This is a genomic window from Wenzhouxiangella sp. XN79A, from assembly GCF_012272825.1.
Classification (GTDB): Bacteria; Pseudomonadota; Gammaproteobacteria; order Xanthomonadales; family Wenzhouxiangellaceae.
In genome coordinates, this window is sequence record NZ_JAAWWS010000162.1 from 13,263 (window position 1) to 30,188 (window position 16,926).

The 16,926-nt window shown below is 69.9% G+C and carries 15 protein-coding genes and 1 pseudogene; 11 read left to right on the plus strand and 5 right to left on the minus strand.

The window, feature by feature from the left end:
- Positions 1-31: 31 nt before the first annotated feature.
- Together HFP89_RS13570 and HFP89_RS13575 are read right to left on the minus strand one after the other, a co-directional pair.
- Positions 32-1,957, minus strand: coding sequence for a hypothetical protein (locus HFP89_RS13570; RefSeq protein WP_206212381.1), 1,926 nt, complete (start codon positions 1,955-1,957; stop codon positions 32-34).
- 163 nt (positions 1,958-2,120) lie between these two features.
- On the minus strand, positions 2,121-3,167 hold the full coding sequence (locus HFP89_RS13575; RefSeq protein ID WP_168718212.1) for a hypothetical protein: 1,047 nt from the start codon (positions 3,165-3,167) through the stop codon (positions 2,121-2,123).
- A gap of 163 nt (positions 3,168-3,330) precedes the next feature.
- Here HFP89_RS13575 and HFP89_RS13580 point away from each other — a divergent pair, with 163 nt between their 5' ends.
- The 5 genes from HFP89_RS13580 to HFP89_RS16360 all read left to right on the plus strand — a co-directional run bounded on the left by HFP89_RS13580 (position 3,331) and on the right by HFP89_RS16360 (position 8,020).
- Entirely contained in the window at positions 3,331-4,755 is a 1,425-nt protein-coding gene (locus HFP89_RS13580) for a hypothetical protein (protein ID WP_168718213.1), read from the plus strand.
- Positions 4,756-4,843: 88 nt separating this feature from the next.
- Positions 4,844-5,506, plus strand: coding sequence for a 16S rRNA (guanine(527)-N(7))-methyltransferase RsmG (gene rsmG, locus HFP89_RS13585; protein WP_168718214.1), 663 nt, complete (start codon positions 4,844-4,846; stop codon positions 5,504-5,506).
- A 73-nt stretch (positions 5,507-5,579) separates the two neighbouring features.
- Positions 5,580-6,356, plus strand: a complete 777-nt coding sequence (locus HFP89_RS13590; protein WP_168718215.1) for a ParA family protein — start codon at positions 5,580-5,582, stop codon at positions 6,354-6,356.
- 4 nt (positions 6,357-6,360) lie between these two features.
- Entirely contained in the window at positions 6,361-7,260 is a 900-nt protein-coding gene (locus HFP89_RS13595) for a ParB/RepB/Spo0J family partition protein (RefSeq protein ID WP_168718216.1), read from the plus strand.
- Positions 7,253-8,020 (plus strand): Crp/Fnr family transcriptional regulator, encoded by a 768-nt coding sequence (locus HFP89_RS16360; RefSeq protein WP_168718217.1) that lies wholly within the window; start codon positions 7,253-7,255, stop codon positions 8,018-8,020. Before HFP89_RS13595 ends, HFP89_RS16360 begins: the two co-directional genes overlap by 8 nt.
- 465 nt (positions 8,021-8,485) lie before the next feature.
- Here HFP89_RS16360 and HFP89_RS13605 read toward each other — a convergent pair whose 3' ends face one another.
- On the minus strand, positions 8,486-8,650 hold the full coding sequence (locus HFP89_RS13605) for a DUF1328 domain-containing protein (RefSeq protein ID WP_168718218.1): 165 nt from the start codon (positions 8,648-8,650) through the stop codon (positions 8,486-8,488).
- Between the two features lie 136 nt (positions 8,651-8,786).
- Here HFP89_RS13605 and HFP89_RS13610 point away from each other — a divergent pair, with 136 nt between their 5' ends.
- From HFP89_RS13610 to HFP89_RS13625, 4 genes and pseudogenes are all read left to right on the plus strand, one after another.
- Positions 8,787-9,035 (plus strand): hypothetical protein, encoded by a 249-nt coding sequence (locus HFP89_RS13610; protein WP_168718219.1) that lies wholly within the window; start codon positions 8,787-8,789, stop codon positions 9,033-9,035.
- Positions 9,032-9,139, plus strand: a pseudogene (locus HFP89_RS16365) (hypothetical protein); the annotation flags it as partial. The gene HFP89_RS13610 and the pseudogene HFP89_RS16365, both read left to right, overlap by 4 nt.
- 39 nt (positions 9,140-9,178) lie before the next feature.
- Positions 9,179-9,580, plus strand: coding sequence for a DUF11 domain-containing protein (locus HFP89_RS13620; protein WP_168718220.1), 402 nt, complete (start codon positions 9,179-9,181; stop codon positions 9,578-9,580).
- A gap of 77 nt (positions 9,581-9,657) precedes the next feature.
- Positions 9,658-9,987 carry a DUF4915 domain-containing protein gene (locus HFP89_RS13625; protein ID WP_168718221.1) on the plus strand — a complete coding sequence of 110 codons (330 nt, stop codon included), beginning with the start codon at positions 9,658-9,660 and terminating at the stop codon, positions 9,985-9,987.
- Positions 9,988-10,042: 55 nt separating this feature from the next.
- Here the strand turns inward: HFP89_RS13625 and HFP89_RS13630 are convergent, their stop codons facing one another.
- Positions 10,043-12,424 carry a choice-of-anchor D domain-containing protein gene (locus HFP89_RS13630; RefSeq protein WP_168718222.1) on the minus strand — a complete coding sequence of 794 codons (2,382 nt, stop codon included), beginning with the start codon at positions 12,422-12,424 and terminating at the stop codon, positions 10,043-10,045.
- A 47-nt stretch (positions 12,425-12,471) separates the two neighbouring features.
- Between HFP89_RS13630 and HFP89_RS13635 the strand changes: the two genes are divergently transcribed.
- Positions 12,472-12,825, plus strand: a complete 354-nt coding sequence (locus HFP89_RS13635; protein WP_168718223.1) for a DUF11 domain-containing protein — start codon at positions 12,472-12,474, stop codon at positions 12,823-12,825.
- A gap of 214 nt (positions 12,826-13,039) precedes the next feature.
- On the opposite strand, the gene HFP89_RS13640 is transcribed toward HFP89_RS13635, so the two are convergent.
- A complete protein-coding gene (locus HFP89_RS13640; protein ID WP_168718224.1) occupies positions 13,040-15,352 on the minus strand; it encodes a choice-of-anchor D domain-containing protein in 2,313 nt (770 codons plus the stop codon).
- A gap of 298 nt (positions 15,353-15,650) precedes the next feature.
- On the opposite strand from HFP89_RS13640, the gene HFP89_RS13645 reads away from it, so the two are divergent.
- Positions 15,651-16,892: an efflux RND transporter periplasmic adaptor subunit gene (locus HFP89_RS13645; protein ID WP_168718225.1), complete on the plus strand. Its 1,242-nt coding sequence runs from the start codon at positions 15,651-15,653 to the stop codon at positions 16,890-16,892.
- Positions 16,893-16,926 lie beyond the last annotated feature (34 nt).

Sequence of the window (16,926 nt, forward strand, 5' to 3'; positions counted from 1 at the left end):
GGGCGCGGAGTGCGGTGCGTTCGGCCGACGCTCAGCGCGCGGCGGAACTGTTCATCACCGAGTTGCGGCTCGCGTCGCGCACCTGCGGCGGATCGCGCATGCCCTCGGTGTGGCACCAGCCGGTCTTGTGGCCCCGATTGTACGCTCCGGACAGCTGGCCTCGGGCGCGCTCGGTGGTGCCGTCCTCGGGGTCGCTCAGCAGCAGGTCGGAACCGATGTTGCAGTAGTCCCATCGCCACCAGGCCGTCGCGAACGAGGTGGTGTAGTAGTTCACCCGCGAGCGGGCCCACGACGGGATGCCGGCCAGCCAGCTCGATGCGCCGGAGTAGGTCAGGTCGGTGTTGGTGCCGCAGCCGACGCCGAACACGTCGCCGATCGCGGCCAGGTTGCCGGCCAGCGAGGTGCCCTGGTAGGGCGTGCCGACCGACTGGATCAGGCGGCTGCCGGAGGCATCGTCGAGGCCCGACCAGTAATAGGTGTACAGGTGGGTGGCGGCCGCACCGCCCTGGCTGTGGGCGACGATGCCGAACGAATCGAACTGGTCACCGAAGGCGCGGATGCGCAGCGCGAAGTCGTTGTGCGAACGGTTCTGGTTGAAGTCCTGGAACTTCACGCTCGACGTGAACTGGCTCTGCACCGGGCCCCAGGCGTCGCCGGAGCAGTAGCCGTGGACCAGCATCAGCCGTGCGCCGGCACGCTGGCCGCTGCTGCGGGCCGGACGCGGACCCATCCGCATGGCCTCGTCGATCTCGTGCGGAAGCTCGCTCGCCGAGCGCGGCAGCTCGCCAAGATCGAGCGGCATCCGGGCGTGCTGGACCAGCGGCACGAAGTGGTCGGCGTTCTCGATCCGTACGTTGCGCAGCTCGAACGGCGCGCTGGCGCCGGACAGGGCGATCCAGCGTGCGTCGAGGTGCAGCCGCGGCTGGCCGGCCGGGACCATGCCGCCGATCCAGGCGACCGGGACGTCGGCCTTGCCGATCGTGCCCCAGACCTCGGCATAGGCCCGGTAGAAGCCGTCGGCGCGGCGCGAGCTGACGCCGAGATCGATCGCCAGCCGGGTGTCGTCGACCGCCTCGGCCACGCCCAGCGGTTCGCGCGTGGCGACCAGGTCGTTGTCGACGACGACCAGTGCATGCTGGGTGCTGCGCACGAACGGTGTGCCTTCGGGCGTGGCGCCACGAACGGTGATCCGGACCGTGTACGGACCGGCCCGATCGGCGGTGAAGGCGCCCGACAGCGTGTTGCCGTCGAAGCGCTGTGCGCTGAGCGCGTCTTCGGCCTGGCCGGCCAGGTTGAACGTGCGGGTCGCGCCGCCGGGGCCGGTCACGGCCATCGAGGCCTCGCGGATGCGGGCGCGGGCGTCGGCGTCGGTGGCATGGCGAAGCTCGGTGACGAAGGCCAGCGTCTCGCCGACCCGGTGATTGCGCGCGGCCGGCCAGCTGGCCTGCGTCCAGGGGCTGTCGCTGCCGACCAGCAGCAGGCCTTCGGTGTGGACCGGGTTGTCGGCCTGCACCCGGACCGACCATTCGCCGGCCGGGGCGCCCTCGAAGCGGAAGCCGGCCCCGGCGTGGCGTTCGTTGTTCAGGCCCAGGGTGCCGTCGGCCAGCTCGCTGGCGGCGACCGAGGCGTCGGCCAGCTGGGCACGGCCGGGTGCGGCGGTCTGCAGGTGCCAGGCGTCGTCACCGCCGGTGAACAGCACCATGCGCGGGTCGGCGCCGTCGATGGCGACCCGGCCCTGCCAGGACCAGCCGTCCCGGCCGGGGGAAAGCTTGACCGGTAGTAGTGCGCTGGTCGAAAGGACCGCGGCGTCTTCCGGTGCCGGCAGCTGCATCTCGCGGAACTCCGACGGCGGACCGGCCAGTTGTTTCGGGACCGGCGCGGAACCCTGCGCGACGGCCAGGCCGCACGAAATCAGCGCGGCCAGCGGCAACGCCGCGATGGACGTGATTCGATTCATTCTTGTGTACTCCCTGTCTACCCGATGCCCGGGAGGCCGGTGACCCGGGCAGGTCGTCGTCCGATCCCCTCAGATCGGACCGGGCTGCGAGGCGTGTCGAGCCCGACCGGCGCAGGGACTATACCGCCGGGACCGCGGCGATGCCAATTCGACCGGCTGTCGGTCAGCGTGCGGGGTCGCTCGGCCCGGTCGGCTCGGTCAGCGAGAAGCGGTCGCCGTCGAGGCTCAGTGCGCCGCGCTCGGCGGCCCGTTCGAACTGCAGCCGCAGTTCGTCGCGCAGCTGCGCCGCGGGTTCGGCGCGGACCAGCCCCAGGATGGGCACCAGCCAGTGCTCCACCGCCGTGATGCGGCCGCCGCCGGTCCACGCCGGCGCGCCGGCAGCCGGTTGCCAGCGGCCCTCGATCCGGGCCTCGCCGTCGAGCGCCAGCGGGTCCACGGTCAGCGACAGGCCGGCCCGGGCCAGCTGTTCCCACGCGCTGGCCACGCCCAGCCAGGCGATCGATGCGCCGGCGCTGCCCGGCCGGGTGGCCAGCGCCGCGGACACGGCCTCGATCACGGCGCCGGCCCGTTCGCGATCGATGCCGTCGGCGGCAACACGCAGTCGACTGGCGGGCTGGCCGGGACGGCGTGCGTCCAGGTCGATCGACAGGCGGCCGGGGTCCGCGCCGTCGTCGGTCACGCGAAGCGACGGGTCACGAACGCTCAGGCGCGCATCGGGCGGGCCGGTCAGCGAAAGTTCCGCAGCGCCGAGTTGAAGGTCCACGGCCCCGTGCCGACGTCGAAACAACGCAAGCGTCGGCCGTTCGGCGGTCCAGCCGACGCCGGTGTCGGCCTGCTGCAATCGTGCGGCTTCGGCGTCGAGACCGAGGTGCAGCGGCCAGTGCAGCGTGGCATCCAGCGCGATCCGGCCCTGCGGCGCGGCCAGCGTCAGGGTGCCGTCGGCGGCCAGCGGGCCGGCCAGGTCGGTCGGCGGATGGGCCAGGCGCAGCACCAGGTGGGTCCGACCGTCGGCGGCCTCGAGCCGGCTCGAGAACCAGCCGCGCTGCCAGCGCACCGTGGCGTCGGGCCAGCTCTCGGCCAGCCAGGCCTCGGTGCGCTGGTGCACCAGCAGGCCGAGCAGACCCGGCGTCAGCAGCGTCAGCGCGACGACCAGCGCGACGGTCAGCGCGAGCAGCAGCCGGGGCCAGCGTCTTCGGCGGTGAGCGGTCATGCCCGGAAGACTACCCGACCGGACGTCCGATGGCGTGTCCGGCACCGGAAACGCGTAACCAGTAACGACAAGACGCATGCCGGTGCGGGTGCGTCATCGAGTCGTCGACACCGTCCAAGCGGCATCCGGCCGCGCGCGGTTCCGGCGGCGGGAGGGAGTGGTCATGGATCATCGAATCAACCGACTGGCGGCCCTGGTGGCCGGCCTCGGCCTGTGCCTTCCGGCGCTGGCCGCGATCGACCCGTTCACCGTTGCCCAGGGTCCGCTGACCGCGGGACCGGGCGAGGAAATCGCCCCGGAACTCGGCGTGATCGACGCGCCGGGCGTGCTCGGCGGGTTCCGCATCATGGCGCCGGCCATGGGCGATGAGGCGCCGGCCGGCTCGTTTTCGACCGTCGCTGCCGGCGGCGGTCAGTGGGATTGCGTGATCGACGTCGCGCAGGTCGATCCGGTAACCGCCAACGGCGGCTGTTCGACCGGCTGGGATCGATCCGAGGGTGCCTTGTTCGATTTTTCGATGGTCGATACCTTCGATCTTGACGTGCTCGAGGTCACCGGTGTCGCGACGCTGGCGCTGCAGGTCGTCGACGGCGACGAGACGCTGGCCTCCGCCTTCGTCGAGAACCTTGCCGCCGGCCCGCTGCAGATCCCGCGCAGCGCGTTCTTCCCGCTGACCTTCGGCGAGATCGACTGGGCCGCCATCGACAGCCTGTCGCTGGTCGTCATCAACGGCGAAGGCGCCGACGCCCGGGTGCGGATCGGTGCGCTGGGCGCGACCGGTGTGATCCCCGGCGCGCAGGACCCGCCGCCGGGGCCCTCCGACGCCGAGCTGAGCGATACCGTGTCCGGCAACTGGTTCAGCCCGTCCCGCTCCGGCGAAGGCTGCCAGTTGACCCGCGAGGCGGACGCTTCGACGTTCATCCTGACCTGCTACGTCTACCGCGCCGGCGGCCAGGTCTGGATGATCGGCACCGGCGCGTTGGTCGACGGCCGCATCGTCAGCGACAACATGGTGATCACCCGGGGCGCGCAGTACGGTGCGCTGTTCGATCCCGACGAGGTCGAGCGTTTGCCGTTCGGCACCGTCAGCATCGATTTCGCCGACTGCAACAGCGGCTCGGTTTCGATGAGCCCGACCATCGATGGCTTCGCGCCGGTGCTGCTGCCGATGCAGCGGATCGTGCCGGTGGCCTGCGACCAGGGCGTGCCGGACCCGGTCAACGCGGTTCGCGCCGGCAACTGGTTCGACCCGCAGCGTTCCGGTGAGGGTTTCCAGCTGGCGCCTGAAGGCAGCAGCGGCCTGCACGTGATCACCTACTACACCTACCTCGACGGTGAACCGGCCTGGCTGATCGGGACCGGCACCATCGCCGGCAATCGGATCGAATTCGCCGATGTCGTGGTCACTTCGGGCACCGGCTTCGGTGCCGACTTCGAGCCCGACGAGGTGGTCCGTACGCCGTTCGGCCGGCTGATTGTCGAGTTCGACGACTGCAACAACGCGTCGATGCTGGTCGACGCCGACCTGCCGGCATTCGCCGATCAGAACCTCGACCTGACCCGGATCGTCCAGGGGACCTGTCCCTGAAGGACAGCGGCGCTGCGGGATCGACCGCGCAGCCCGGCTCTGCCGGTCCCGCTTCTATAATCGGCGCCTGCCCGGAACCGATGCCCGCATGCCGCCCTCATCCCGAACGCCCGCCTTCGACCGCGACGCGGTAGAGGCCCGACTGCAGGACGGGCTCCAGGCACTTGGCCAGGACCTGCCGCCGAGGACCCGTGAGGCCCTGGTCGACTACCTGGCCGAGCTGGCCCGCTGGAACGCGGCCTACAACCTGACCGCCCTGAAGGATCCGCTGGCCATGGTCGACCGCCACCTGGTCGACAGCCTCAGCCTGCGCCCGCATCTCGAAGGCCGGCGGATTCTCGACGCCGGCACCGGTGCCGGGCTGCCCGGCCTGGTGCTGGCGATCTGCGAGCCCGGGCGACGGTTCGTGCTGGTCGACGGCAACGGCAAGAAGGTGCGCTTTCTTCGCCACGTGCAGCGCGTCCTGGGGCTGGACAACATCGAGCCGATCCAGGCCCGGCTGGAAGCGCTGGACCTCGAATCGCCGCCCGATGCGCTGGTCGCACGGGCCCTGGCGCCGCTACCGAGGCTGGTCGACTGGCTGGCCCCGTGGCTCGATCGCGGGGCGCCGCTGCTGGCGATGAAGGCCGGGCTCGAGGCCGACGAGGTCGGCGGCGTGGCGGCCGGGTACTCGGTCGAGGTCCGGTCGCTGGACTGGCCCGGCCAGGAGGCACCGCGTTCGCTGGCGGTGGTCCGCCGCGACGCGGGCTGACGCGCCGGCCCGGCCTGCTTACAATGGTCGGCCCGCATCGTGCGGCGACGGACCGGTCAGGAGAGGCCCCAACGTGACGAAATCGACTCGCATTCTCGCGATCGCCAACCAGAAGGGCGGCGTGGGCAAGACCACGACTGCGCTCAACCTGGCAGTCGGCCTGTCCGCGCTGCAGCGCCGGGTCCTGCTGCTGGACCTCGATCCGCAGGGCAACTGCACGACCGGTCTGGGCGTCGAGCTCGATCCGGACCAGCCGACCATGGGTGACGTGCTGGTCGGTAGCCATTCGCTCGAAGCGGTGATCGTCCGTCCCGCTTCGGCCGAGCTCGACCTGGGCCCGGCCAACGGCGACCTGACCGCCGCCGAAGTCGCCCTGATGGAGCGCGAGGACCGGGCCGGTGCACTGTCGGCGGCGCTGCAAGCGGTCGCCGGGCGGTACCACGACGTGATCATCGACTGCCCGCCGGCGCTCAACGTGTTGACGCTCAACGCGCTTACCGCCGCCCACCGCGTGATGATCCCGATGCAGTGCGAGTACTATGCGCTGGAGGGCCTCAGCGCGCTGGTCGACACCATCGAGCAGATCCAGGCCTCGGTGAATCCGGGGCTGGAAATCGAAGGCCTGGTCCGGACCATGTACGACATCCGCAACAACCTGTCGGGCGCGGTCGCCCGCCAGCTCGCCGACAACTTCGGCGACAAGCTCTACAACACCATCGTGCCGCGCAATGTCCGGGTGGCCGAATCGCCGAGCTACGGCGAATCGGTGCTGACCTACGATCCCGAGTCGCGCGGCGCCCTGGCCTACCGGGGGCTGGCCGGGGAATACGTCCGACGCATGGGAGCCTGATCCGATGGCCACGCGCAAGAAGGCCCCGCTGGGCAAGAACCTCAACGCACTGCTGGGCAAGTCGCGCAGCGGACACGCCGCAGCGACCCGCGACGCTCCGCCCGATGCCGCCGACGGCACGCTGAGAAACCTGCCGATCGAGCAGATCCGACCGGGCGAATACCAGCCGCGCACCGGCATGGACCCCGACCGGCTCGACGAGCTCGCCGAGTCGATCAAGGCCCAGGGCGTGGTCCAGCCGGTCGTCGTGCGTTCGCTCGGCGCCGGCAAGGGCTATGAACTGATCGCCGGCGAGCGCCGCTGGCGGGCCTCGCAGAAGGCGGGCCTCAGCGAGATTCCGGCGGTCATCCGCGACGTGCCGGACGAGGTCACGCTGGCGATGGCGTTGATCGAGAACATCCAGCGCGAGAACCTCAACCCGATCGAGGAGGCCGGTGCGCTGGCCCGCCTGATCGAGGAGTTCGAACTGACCCACGAACAGGCCGCCGCCAATGTCGGCCGGTCGCGCGCCGCGGTCAGCAACCTGCTGCGGCTGCTCGACCTCGAGCCGAAGGTGCGAGCCCTGGTCGATGCGAAGAAGATCGACATGGGGCACGCCCGCGCGCTGCTGGCGCTGAGTGGTCCGGCCCAGCTCGACGCTGCGCGCCAGGTCGTCAACCTGGATCTTTCCGTGCGCCAGACCGAGGCGCTGGTCAAGCGGATCAAGGACGGTGGTGGTGTCGGAACGAAGAAGCCGCCCCGGCCCGATCCCGACATCCAGCGCCTGGAGCAGGAACTGACCGAAACCCTGTGCGCGCCGGTCAGCCTTCGCCACTCGGCATCGGGCAAGGGCCAGGTGACCATCCGCTACACCAGCCTCGACGAACTCGACGGCCTGCTCGAGCGCTTCCGGGGCGGTGGCTGAGCGACCGCCCATCGAGGCCCGGGGGGGTGGGCCGTCCGGCGACGCGGTCGATACCCCGGGCGCCCGGTCCCGCGACCGCGATCACGCCGCCGAGGTCCGGCGTGCGTTGCTGGCCGGTGACGATGCTCCGCGGCGTTCGTTCGACGACGGCGCGACCGTTCGTCCTGCCGGACAGCCGCGCAATGCGGTCTTCGTCATCGAGGCCGGCTGGCTGTATTCGGCGCGCATCCTGCCGGATGGCCGGCGCCAGCTGCTCGAGGTCTGGCTTCCCGGTCAGATCGTCGGGCTCGGTGAGCACGGCCTGCAGCGACCATTGTCGGCGCTGTATGCACTGGGGCCGACCGAGCTGCACGAGATCAGCTGGGAGCGCCTTCGGGAACGGATGTGCGCATCGGGCGAACTCAGCGACCAGGTCGCCATGCTGATTGCGCACGAGCGATTGATGTTCGAAGAGCGCCTCACCTCGCTGGGTCGACGCGATGCCGCCGAGCGGCTGGGCCATTTCCTGCTCGAGATGCACCATCGTCTGCGGCCGTCGGCAAACCGATTTCGTCTGCCGGTCACCCAGGCCTTTCTGGCTGACATGCTCGGCCTGACCTCGGTCCACGTCAGCCGGATGCTCAGCCAGCTTCGCGATGAAGGCCTGGTCGACATGAACGATCAGGGCGTGCACCTGCTCGATATCGACACGCTGAGACGGGCCTGCGATTTCGATCCGGGGTATCTCGCAGTGGACCCGGTCTGCAACGACGCGGATTGACCGCACCGTTGCCGCATTTTTTCCGGCGACTGTGCAGAGCCACTGACTCCTTAGCCGTTCGGGGGCGTGCCTGATGCGACTTGCGAGGCCGGACGACCGGGCCAACGGCAGGGGTTGTGTTCGAGAACCGCAGTGTTACTTCATCGATTCCGAATCGTCGATTCCCACGCGCTCTGTACGTCACACAAGGAGTGGCGGGCTAGTGGGCCATGCGGCAAATCAGGTGACACTCGGCCGTCGCACCCGCTTCGTATGCAAGGCGCGCAAGTGCAGGCGTCCTTGCCGGGCCGTCAAGCGAGCGGAACGCAGCATACGGTGCGGGTGCGACGGCCCTTCGGGAGTCACTGTGCCGACACGACCCGGCGTTGCGTTTCCTGGCAAGGGAGAGGCAATCCCCTGCGAAACGCGCCTTGATTCGCGCCGGCACAGTGGCTCTGAGCGTTACCTGATCTGTCGCATGGCCCACTAGACCCGAGGTCTGCGCCCGACGACCGCGAAGATGATCGCCAGCACGATACCGACGACGAACAGGATCCAGGCAATCTGCGTGGCAGCACCGGCGATGCCGCTGAAACCGAGAACGCCGGCGATCAGGCCGACGACGAGAAAGACAAGCGCCCAACCCAGCATGGTGAGCTCCTTTCGGTTCGAATGAAGTTGTAGCCTAGGCGTCGGACCGTCCCGGCTCGTTAATCTGAATCAAGGCACTGCACGCTGCAGCCGCCTAGCGTGAAGCTCACATCGACGAAACCGGAGGAAAACACCGATGAAGGAGCTTCAGAAATCGATACGAGGCCTTTTGCCTGCGATCGGCATTGCCATGGCGCTGGCCGGGACGGCGCTGCTGACGAGTGGTTGCGTCGTCGATGACGACGGTCCGGCCGAAGAAGCCGAAGACGCGGTCGAAGAAAGCGTCGACGCCACCGAGGACGCGATCGAGGATGCGGCCGACGACACCGAAGATGCCGTCGACGAGATCGAGGACGACATCGACGGCGGCATGCGCGGCGCCTGAGGCGCGGTCCGGACGCGGCCGGCGACGTCAACGGCGACGGCATCGACGATCTCATCGTCGGGGCGTTCGGCGCCGACCCCGACGGCAACGGGAGCGCCGGCCGCAGCTACGTCATCTTCGGCCGGGCCGCCCGCGACCTGGCCGTGACCAAGACCAACGGCTCGGCCTTCGTCGACACCGGCCTGCCGACGACCTGGTTCATCGAGGTTTCCAACTCCAGCCCGGTCGCCATCTCGGGCGCGACCTTGAGCGATCCCGAGCCTGTGGGCGTGACCGGGGCGAGCTGGACCTGCTCCGGCTTCGGCGGTGCGGTCTGCGCCAACGCCGGCGGCAGCGGCGGCATCGACGAGCCGGTCGACCTGCCGGCCGGCGCCGGCCTGCTCTACGAACTCACCGCCACGGTCACGGCCACCGAAGGCCAGATCGTGACCAACACCGCCACGGTCACCCTGGCCGCCGGCCAGACCGACATCGATCCGGGCAACAACAGCGCGACCGATGCCGATCCGGTCGGCCTGTTCGCCGACGGGTTCGAAATCGAATAGTCCGGCCGCGCCGTTCCGACCTCGATGGCCGTCGCGCTGGTCGACCGGGGCGCCTGTTCAGCAGCCCGGAGGCCCCGATGACCGACACCGCACCCGCCCCGCCGAGCGCCGGAACGTTCATGCTCGACGTCTCGCGCCAGTTCGAGTCCTGGCTGGACGGCTCCAACGCAAGCATCGCGTTTTCGACCGACCAGGCCGGCAAGGTGGTCTTCATTGGTCACGGCGCGCAGGTCAACAGCATTGCCGAGCGCACCTTCGCCGGCTGCATGGGCCTGGCCGCGCGCGACCAGCGCAGGTACCTGGCCAGCCTCCACGCGCTGTGGCGGTTCAACAACGTGTTCGATCCGGTCGCTTTAGAAGCTCACGTTCCGCCGATTCCAGGACGATCTTCGGGGCCACACGCATGATTTATCCCGAGGTTGGAAGAGGCCTCATATTTTTCAGGATTTGCGGCGGGGCGCACTAGGGCGTCTCGAAGCCGTCGGCGAAGGGCACATCGCTGCGGCCGCGCAAGCTTGTGATCGTCGGACCGCCCGGCGCGTTGCTTTCCAGGCGTAGGCTGGCGTTGCGCAGCCCCGGTGCAGTGGGCTCGAAGCCGATCGCGATGGTGCAGGTTTCGCCGCTGGCGAGCGGCACGCCGGAGCAGGCGTTCAGCTCGATGCTGAAGTCGGCTGCCTGTGGTCCGGTGATCGAAACGGCTCCCGGCTGCAGCGAGCTGCCGCCGATGTTTTCGACTGTCAGCAGCTCGATCGCCTGCATTCCGGCATCGACCTCACCGAAGTCCAGCGGATCGGGCGCCAGCGCCGGCACCGGCGCCGGCAGGCCGGTGCCCTGGAGGTCGAGGTTGTCCGGGCTGGTCGTGGAGCTGCCGCTGAAGCTGATCGATGCCTGGACCGGGCCCTCCGCGGTCGGCGCGAAGGCCAGCTCGACGATGCAGGTGGCACCGACCGCAATCCGGATCGGCAGCGCGCCGCAGCTGCCGTTGCCGGCCAGCAGGAACGGTGCCTGCACGTCGATGGCGTCGATCTGCACCAGGCCGGTGCCCGGATTGCGCACGGTGAGCGGCTGCGGAGCGGTCGATGCCCCGACAAATGCCGAGCCCAGGTCGAACAGGGCGAGGCCGTTGAAGTCGAGCGCCGGCGTGCCGGTGATCCGGCCGAACAGCACGTGGCTGCGGCCGGCACTCAGGATGCCTCCCGGACCCGCGCGCGGCGCGCCTACGACCAGGTCGGCGACCCCGTCGCCGTCGAGATCGCCGGCCGAAGCCACGGCCTGGCCGGCATTGTCTCCGGCGGTCTGGCCGGTCAGCGCGAAGCCGTCGCTGCCGTCCAGTCCGGACAGCGGCAGCGGCGAGCTGAAGGCGCCCTGGCTGGCCGCGTCGCGACCGAACACCACGTAGCTGCGGCCGGAGTCGCTGCCGTTGGCGTCGGCGAACACCGCACCGATGATCAGATCGTCGACGCCGTCGGCATTGACGTCGCCGGCGCCGGCCACCGCGCTGCCCGAGCGCTCGCCGGGCTGACCGTCGAGCTTGAAGCCGTCGCTGCCGTCCAGATCGGCCAAGGCCAGCGGCGAGACGAATCCGCCCTGGCCCGCGACATTGCGACCGAAGACCACGTAGCTGCGGCCGGACTGGCTGCCGTTGACGCTCGCGGCATAGGCGCCGATCACCAGATCGTCGATGCCGTCGCCGTTGACGTCGCCGGCCCCGGCCAGCCGGTTGCCGGAAAAGCTGTAGCTGGCCTCGCCGTCGATCCTGAAGCCGTCGCTGCCGCTCAGACCGGCCAGCGCCAGCGGTGAGGAAAAGTCGCCCTGGGCGGCCGTGTCGCGGCCGAACACCACGTAGCTGCGACCGGCAGATCCGTTGCCGTTCGGATCGGCGAAGCGCGCGCCGAGGATCAGGTCGTCGATGCCGTCGCCGTTGACGTCGCCAGCGATGCCGACCGCGGTGCCGGACTGGTCGCCGACGGCTTCACCGTCGATCTTGAAGCCCTGCTGTCCGTCCAGCCCGGACAGAAGGATCAGCGCAGCGAAGGAGCCCTGGGTGGCGACATCGCGACCGAACACCACGTAGCTACGCCCCGATTCGACGCCGTTGGGCTCGGCGCGCGGCGCGCCGATGATGATGTCGTCGATGCCGTCGCCGTTGACATCGCCGCCGCCGCCGACCGTGAACCCGGAAAAATCGCCGGCGGCCTCGCCGTCGATCGCGAAACCGTCGCTGCCGTCGAGATCGGACAGCAGCAGCGGTGAGGCGAAGGCGCCCTGGAGGTCGGTATTGCGCCCGAACACCACGTAGCTGCGGCCGGCGTTGGCCCCGGCATCGTCGGCACCCCAGGCACCGACGATCAGGTCGTCGATGCCGTCGCCGTTGACGTCGCCGGCCGCGCTCACCGCCGCGCCGGCGTAATTGACCGCGCCCTGGCCGTTGATCGCGAAGCCGTTGCTGCCGTCGAGGTCGGCCAACGAGAGCGACGACGGGAATCCACCCGGGGTGGCGGGGTCGCGACCGAACACCACGTAGGCGCGACCGACCGGGAAGAAGCCGTTGAAGTTCACGCTCGGCGCGCCGACGATCAGGTCGCCGATGCCGTCGCCGTTGATGTCGCCGGCAGGCGACACCGCGTACCCGGAGCGACCGTCGATGCCTTCGCCATCGATCGCGAAGCCGATCGACCCGTCCAGCGTGCCCAGATCGATGACTGGTGGAAAGTCCTGGGCGGTGGCCGTGCCGTGAAGCGCGCCGCTCAGAAGCAGTGAAGAGATCGCCAGGCTCAGCGGGCTCGGGGGGGTGTGGGCTGTTTCCCGACGAGACGGGAACGAAGCGTGCAGGGCCATGGGCATGTCAGCGCACTCCTGATCGAGGGTGCAAAGACGCGCCGAGTGGTCGCGTGACTGATCGCACCCGCTCGGAGCGTAGCACGCGGATCGCTGTTGCTGCGACTGGAGCTGCGCCGGGCGCGCCGCTCCAGCGGCGAAATGGATGTCAGCCGGACGGCTTCGGCGGTGCGGTCTGCGCCAACGCCGGCGGCAGCGGCGGCATCGACGAGCCGGTCGACCTGCCGGCCGGCGCCGGCCTGCTCTACGAACTCACCGCCACGGTCACGGCCACCGAAGGCCAGATCGTGACCAACACCGCCACGGTCACCCTGGCCGCCGGCCAGACCGACATCGATCCGGGCAACAACAGCGCGACCGATGCCGATCCGGTCGGCCTGTTCGCCGACGGGTTCGAAATCGAATAGTCCGGCCGCGCCGTTCCGACCTCGATGGCCGCTGCGCTGGTCGACCGGGGCGCCTGTTCAGCAGCCCGGATGCCCCGATGACCGACACCGCACCCGCCCCGCCGAGCGCCGGGACGTTCATGCTCGACGTCTCGCGCCAGTTCGAGTCCTGGCTGGACGGCTTCAACGATGCTGTGCTTCTCGGGCGACTGATTCGCCGGATTCGATTTCCTGTCTACGGCGTCTCGAAGTCGTCGGCGAACAGCACACCGCTGCTGCCGCCGAGGCGTGCGACGTGGGGCCCCGCCGGCGCATTGGAGGCCAGCGTCAGAATGGCGCCTCGGATGCCGGGCGCGGTGGGCGAGAAGCCGATGTCGATGCCGCAGGTCTCACCCGGGTCGAGCACGGCGCCGGTGCAGTCGTTCGACATGATCGTGAACTCGGCTGCATGGAGCCCGTCGATCGTCGCGGCCCCCGGCGCAAGCGCGCCGGCTCCGGTGCTCTCCACCAGCAGCATCTCGATCGCGAGGTCACCCTCGGCAACGTCGCCGAACCGAAGCGGGTCCGGTCGCAGCTCCGCCTCCGGCATCGGCACGCCGCGGCCCTGCACGAAGATCGAGTCGGGGCTGGTCGTCGAGGTGCCTTCGAGCGTCAGCTGGGCCTGGGCCAACCCGACGGCCTCGGGCGCGAAACCGATCTCCAGCGTGCATGCGTCGCCGACAGGGATGCGGATGGGCAGTGAACCGCAGCTTCCGCCGGCGATCGAAAAGGCCGGATCGCCGACCGCGATGACGTCGATCGAGACCATGCCGGAGCCGGGATTGCCGAGCGTGACCGTGCGCGGGGCGGCGTCGGTGCCGAGGAATACATCACCGAAGTCCAGGAACTCGGTGCCGCCGAAATCCAGTGCCGGGGTGCCGGTAACGCGGCCGTAGACAACGAAGCCGCGGCCCGACGAGGTGCTGTTGTAGGACGCGAACGGTGCACCCACGGCCAGGTCGTCGACACCGTCGCCATCGAGATCGCCGGCTGCGGCCACGGAGTCGCCGACGCTGTCGAAGTTCGCTTCGCCGTTCAGCCGGAAACCGCTGCGGCCGTCCAGCGCCGACAGCTGCAACGGGGAGATGAATCCCTCGGTCCGGCCGAAGATCACGTAGGCGCGCCCCGCGTTCACGGCGTTGCCGTCGGCGTTGCCGGCACCCACCGCCACGTCGTCGATGCCGTCGGCATCCAGGTCGCCTGCCCGGGCCACGGACAGGCCCGATTGGTCGAACGGTGTCTCGCCGTCGATCCGGATGCCTTCTGTGGCGTCCATCGTGGACAGATCCAGGGTCGCGGGGAAGCCCGTACTGCGTCCGAACAGCAGGTAGCTGCGGCCCGATTCCGTTCCGTTGGGCGAGGCCAGTGGCGCGCCCAGGAGCAGGTCGTCGAGGCCATCGCCGTTGACGTCGCCGGCACCGGCCACGGCCCAACCGAGACGATCCGGACTCGCTTCGCCATCGATGCTGAACCCGTCGCTGCCGTTCAGCGACCCGAGATCGAGCAGGGCCGGAAAGCCCGTGGTGCGCCCGAACACAACGTAGCCGCGCCCGGACTCGGCACCGCTGGGGGCAGCCCACGGAGCGCCGATGACCACATCGTCGATGCCGTCCCCATTGACATCGCCGGCCGCGGACACGGAGCGCCCCGCGATTTCGCCTTCCGAAACTCCTGCCAGGACCGAGCCTTCGCTGCCGTCCAGTGTGGCGAGATCCAGCCGGGCGGGAAACGGCGCGGAGCGGCCGAAGACCAGGTACGCGGCACCGGTCCACAGTCCTGTCGGTTCGGCGTTGAGCGAACCCAGGATGATGTCGTCGATGCCGTCGCCGTTGACGTCGCCGGCACCGGCGACGGAGAAGCCGGTCCAGTCGTCCGTATCCGCGCCGTCGATCGAGAAGCCGTGCGTGCCGTCCAGCGACGAAAGCTCCAGGGTCGCCGGAAAGCCCGAACTGCGCCCGTAGACCACGTAACTGCGCCCGGACCGCGGTCCATTGACGGAGTTCGCGAAGTACGCGCCGATGAGCAGGTCGTCGATACCATCGGCGTTGATGTCGCCGGCGCCCGCGACCGACCAGCCTGACGCGTTGTCGCTGCGTTCGCCGTTCAGCACGAAGCCGTCGCTGCCGTCCAGCGATGCGGGATCGATCTGTGCCGGGAAGCCGTCGGCGCGCCCGAACACCACGTAGCTGCGCCCGGTATTGCCCCTGCCCGGCAGGTCGAAACCATCGGCGCCGATGACCAGGTCGTCGAAGCCATCTGCGTTGATATCGCCGATGCCGGCCATCGACCGGGCGAACGTGTCGCTGGGGCTCTCGCCGTCGGCGAACCAGCCGTTCGAGCCATCGAGCGAACCGAGATCGATCGCCGGCGGAAAGTCCTGCGCGGCCGCCGGGGCGGGAACTGCTGTGGCGGCCATCGTCGCCGCAACGGTCCAGACGCCCAGCGCAAGCAGCGCGGACCAGGACCTGCGGACTCGGCATCCGCTGTCGTGAATAAAGCGGTGTGGCATCGGCATCTTCCCCTGTGTCCGGACCTGCAAGCCTGCACCCCACCCGGTTGAACGGCGGCGCAGCGATTGTCTGCCTTGCTTCTATCTGCAGCAAAAGCGTCGCGAGAGTCTCAGCCGATTGCGAGACCCGGGGGCCGGACTGGCCTGCGGCGGCCGTTTTCCGACGCGGCCGGCAATCGGCGGGATTGTCGTGACCGGACCCGTGACGGGTGTCAGCGATCCGGAGTGACAGGCGTCACTGTTTCGTGACATGCCGACCGGCTATATTCGAGGTCGAGGTTCACCGAAGTCGCGCGCGATGGCCGAGTCCGACCCGCTGATCGACCGCTTGAAGATCTCCGACGCCCAGCGCCACGCCGACGTGGGGCGCCCGGTGTGGCCGTGGGTCGCGGGCCTGCTCGTGATCGCGGTGCTGGCCATCGGGGCCTGGCGCCTGCTGGGCGGCCCGTCGGCGGTCGAGGTCGAGCTCGTCCAGCCGGTCCGCGAGTCATCGGACGCAGGCTCGACCGCCGCCAGCGTGCTCGATGCATCGGGCTACGTGGTCGCGCGGCGCCAGGCCACGGTGGCCGCCGAGGTCACCGGCAAGCTGGCCGAGGTGCTGATCGAGGAAGGCATGCGGGTCGAGCAGGGCCAGGTGCTGGCGCGGATGGACGACGCGACCGAGCGCGCCCAGCTGGCGCTGACCGAGGCGCGGCTGCGCGCGGCGGAGACGGCGCTGCAGGAAATCCGGGTCCAGCTCGAAGATGCTCAGCGCACGCTCGAGCGCCAGCGCGAGCTGCGCGACCGCGAGCTGGCCAGCCAGTCCGACCTGGACCGGGCCGAGACGCAGGTCCGCGCCCTGGAGGCGCGCCTGGCGAATGGACGCGAGCAGATCGAGGTCGCGCGCAGCGAAATGGCGCTGCAGGCCCAGCTGCTCGAAGAACTGACCGTCCGCGCGCCGTTCTCCGGCGTGATCATCGCCCGTGCCGCGCAGGCCGGCGAGATGGTCTCGCCGATCTCGGCCGGCGGCGGTTTCACCCGAACCGGCATCGGCACCATCGTCGACATGGATTCGCTGGAAATCGAGGTCGACGTCAACGAGAGCTTCATCGATCGGGTCCGGCCCGGACAGCGCGTCACGGCCGTTCTCGATGCCTACCCCGACTGGGCCATTCCGGCCGAAGTCAACACCGTGGTGCCGGCCGCCGATCGGCAGAAGGCCACCGTGCGGGTGCGGGTGTCGATCCTCGAGCGCGATCCGCGCATCCTTCCCGAGATGGGCATCAGCGTCCGCTTTCTCGACGAGGAAACGGTAGCGCCGACCGGGGCGGACACAGCACCGGCGCTGACCGTGCCGGCCTCGGCGGTGTTCGATGTCGAGACCCGCCGCTACGTCTGGCGCGTCGAAGACGGCCGGCTCGAGCGGCGCGCGGTGAGCACCGGCGCTCGGCGCGGCGACCGGGTGGTGATCCTGGCCGGCTTGACCGAGCGCGATCGGATCGTCGAGAACGCCGGGCGCGATGCGCTGGCCGCAGGCGTTGCGGTCCGCGAGGGTGGCTGACCCACGAGGGCGGCCTGAAGCACGAGGAAACCTG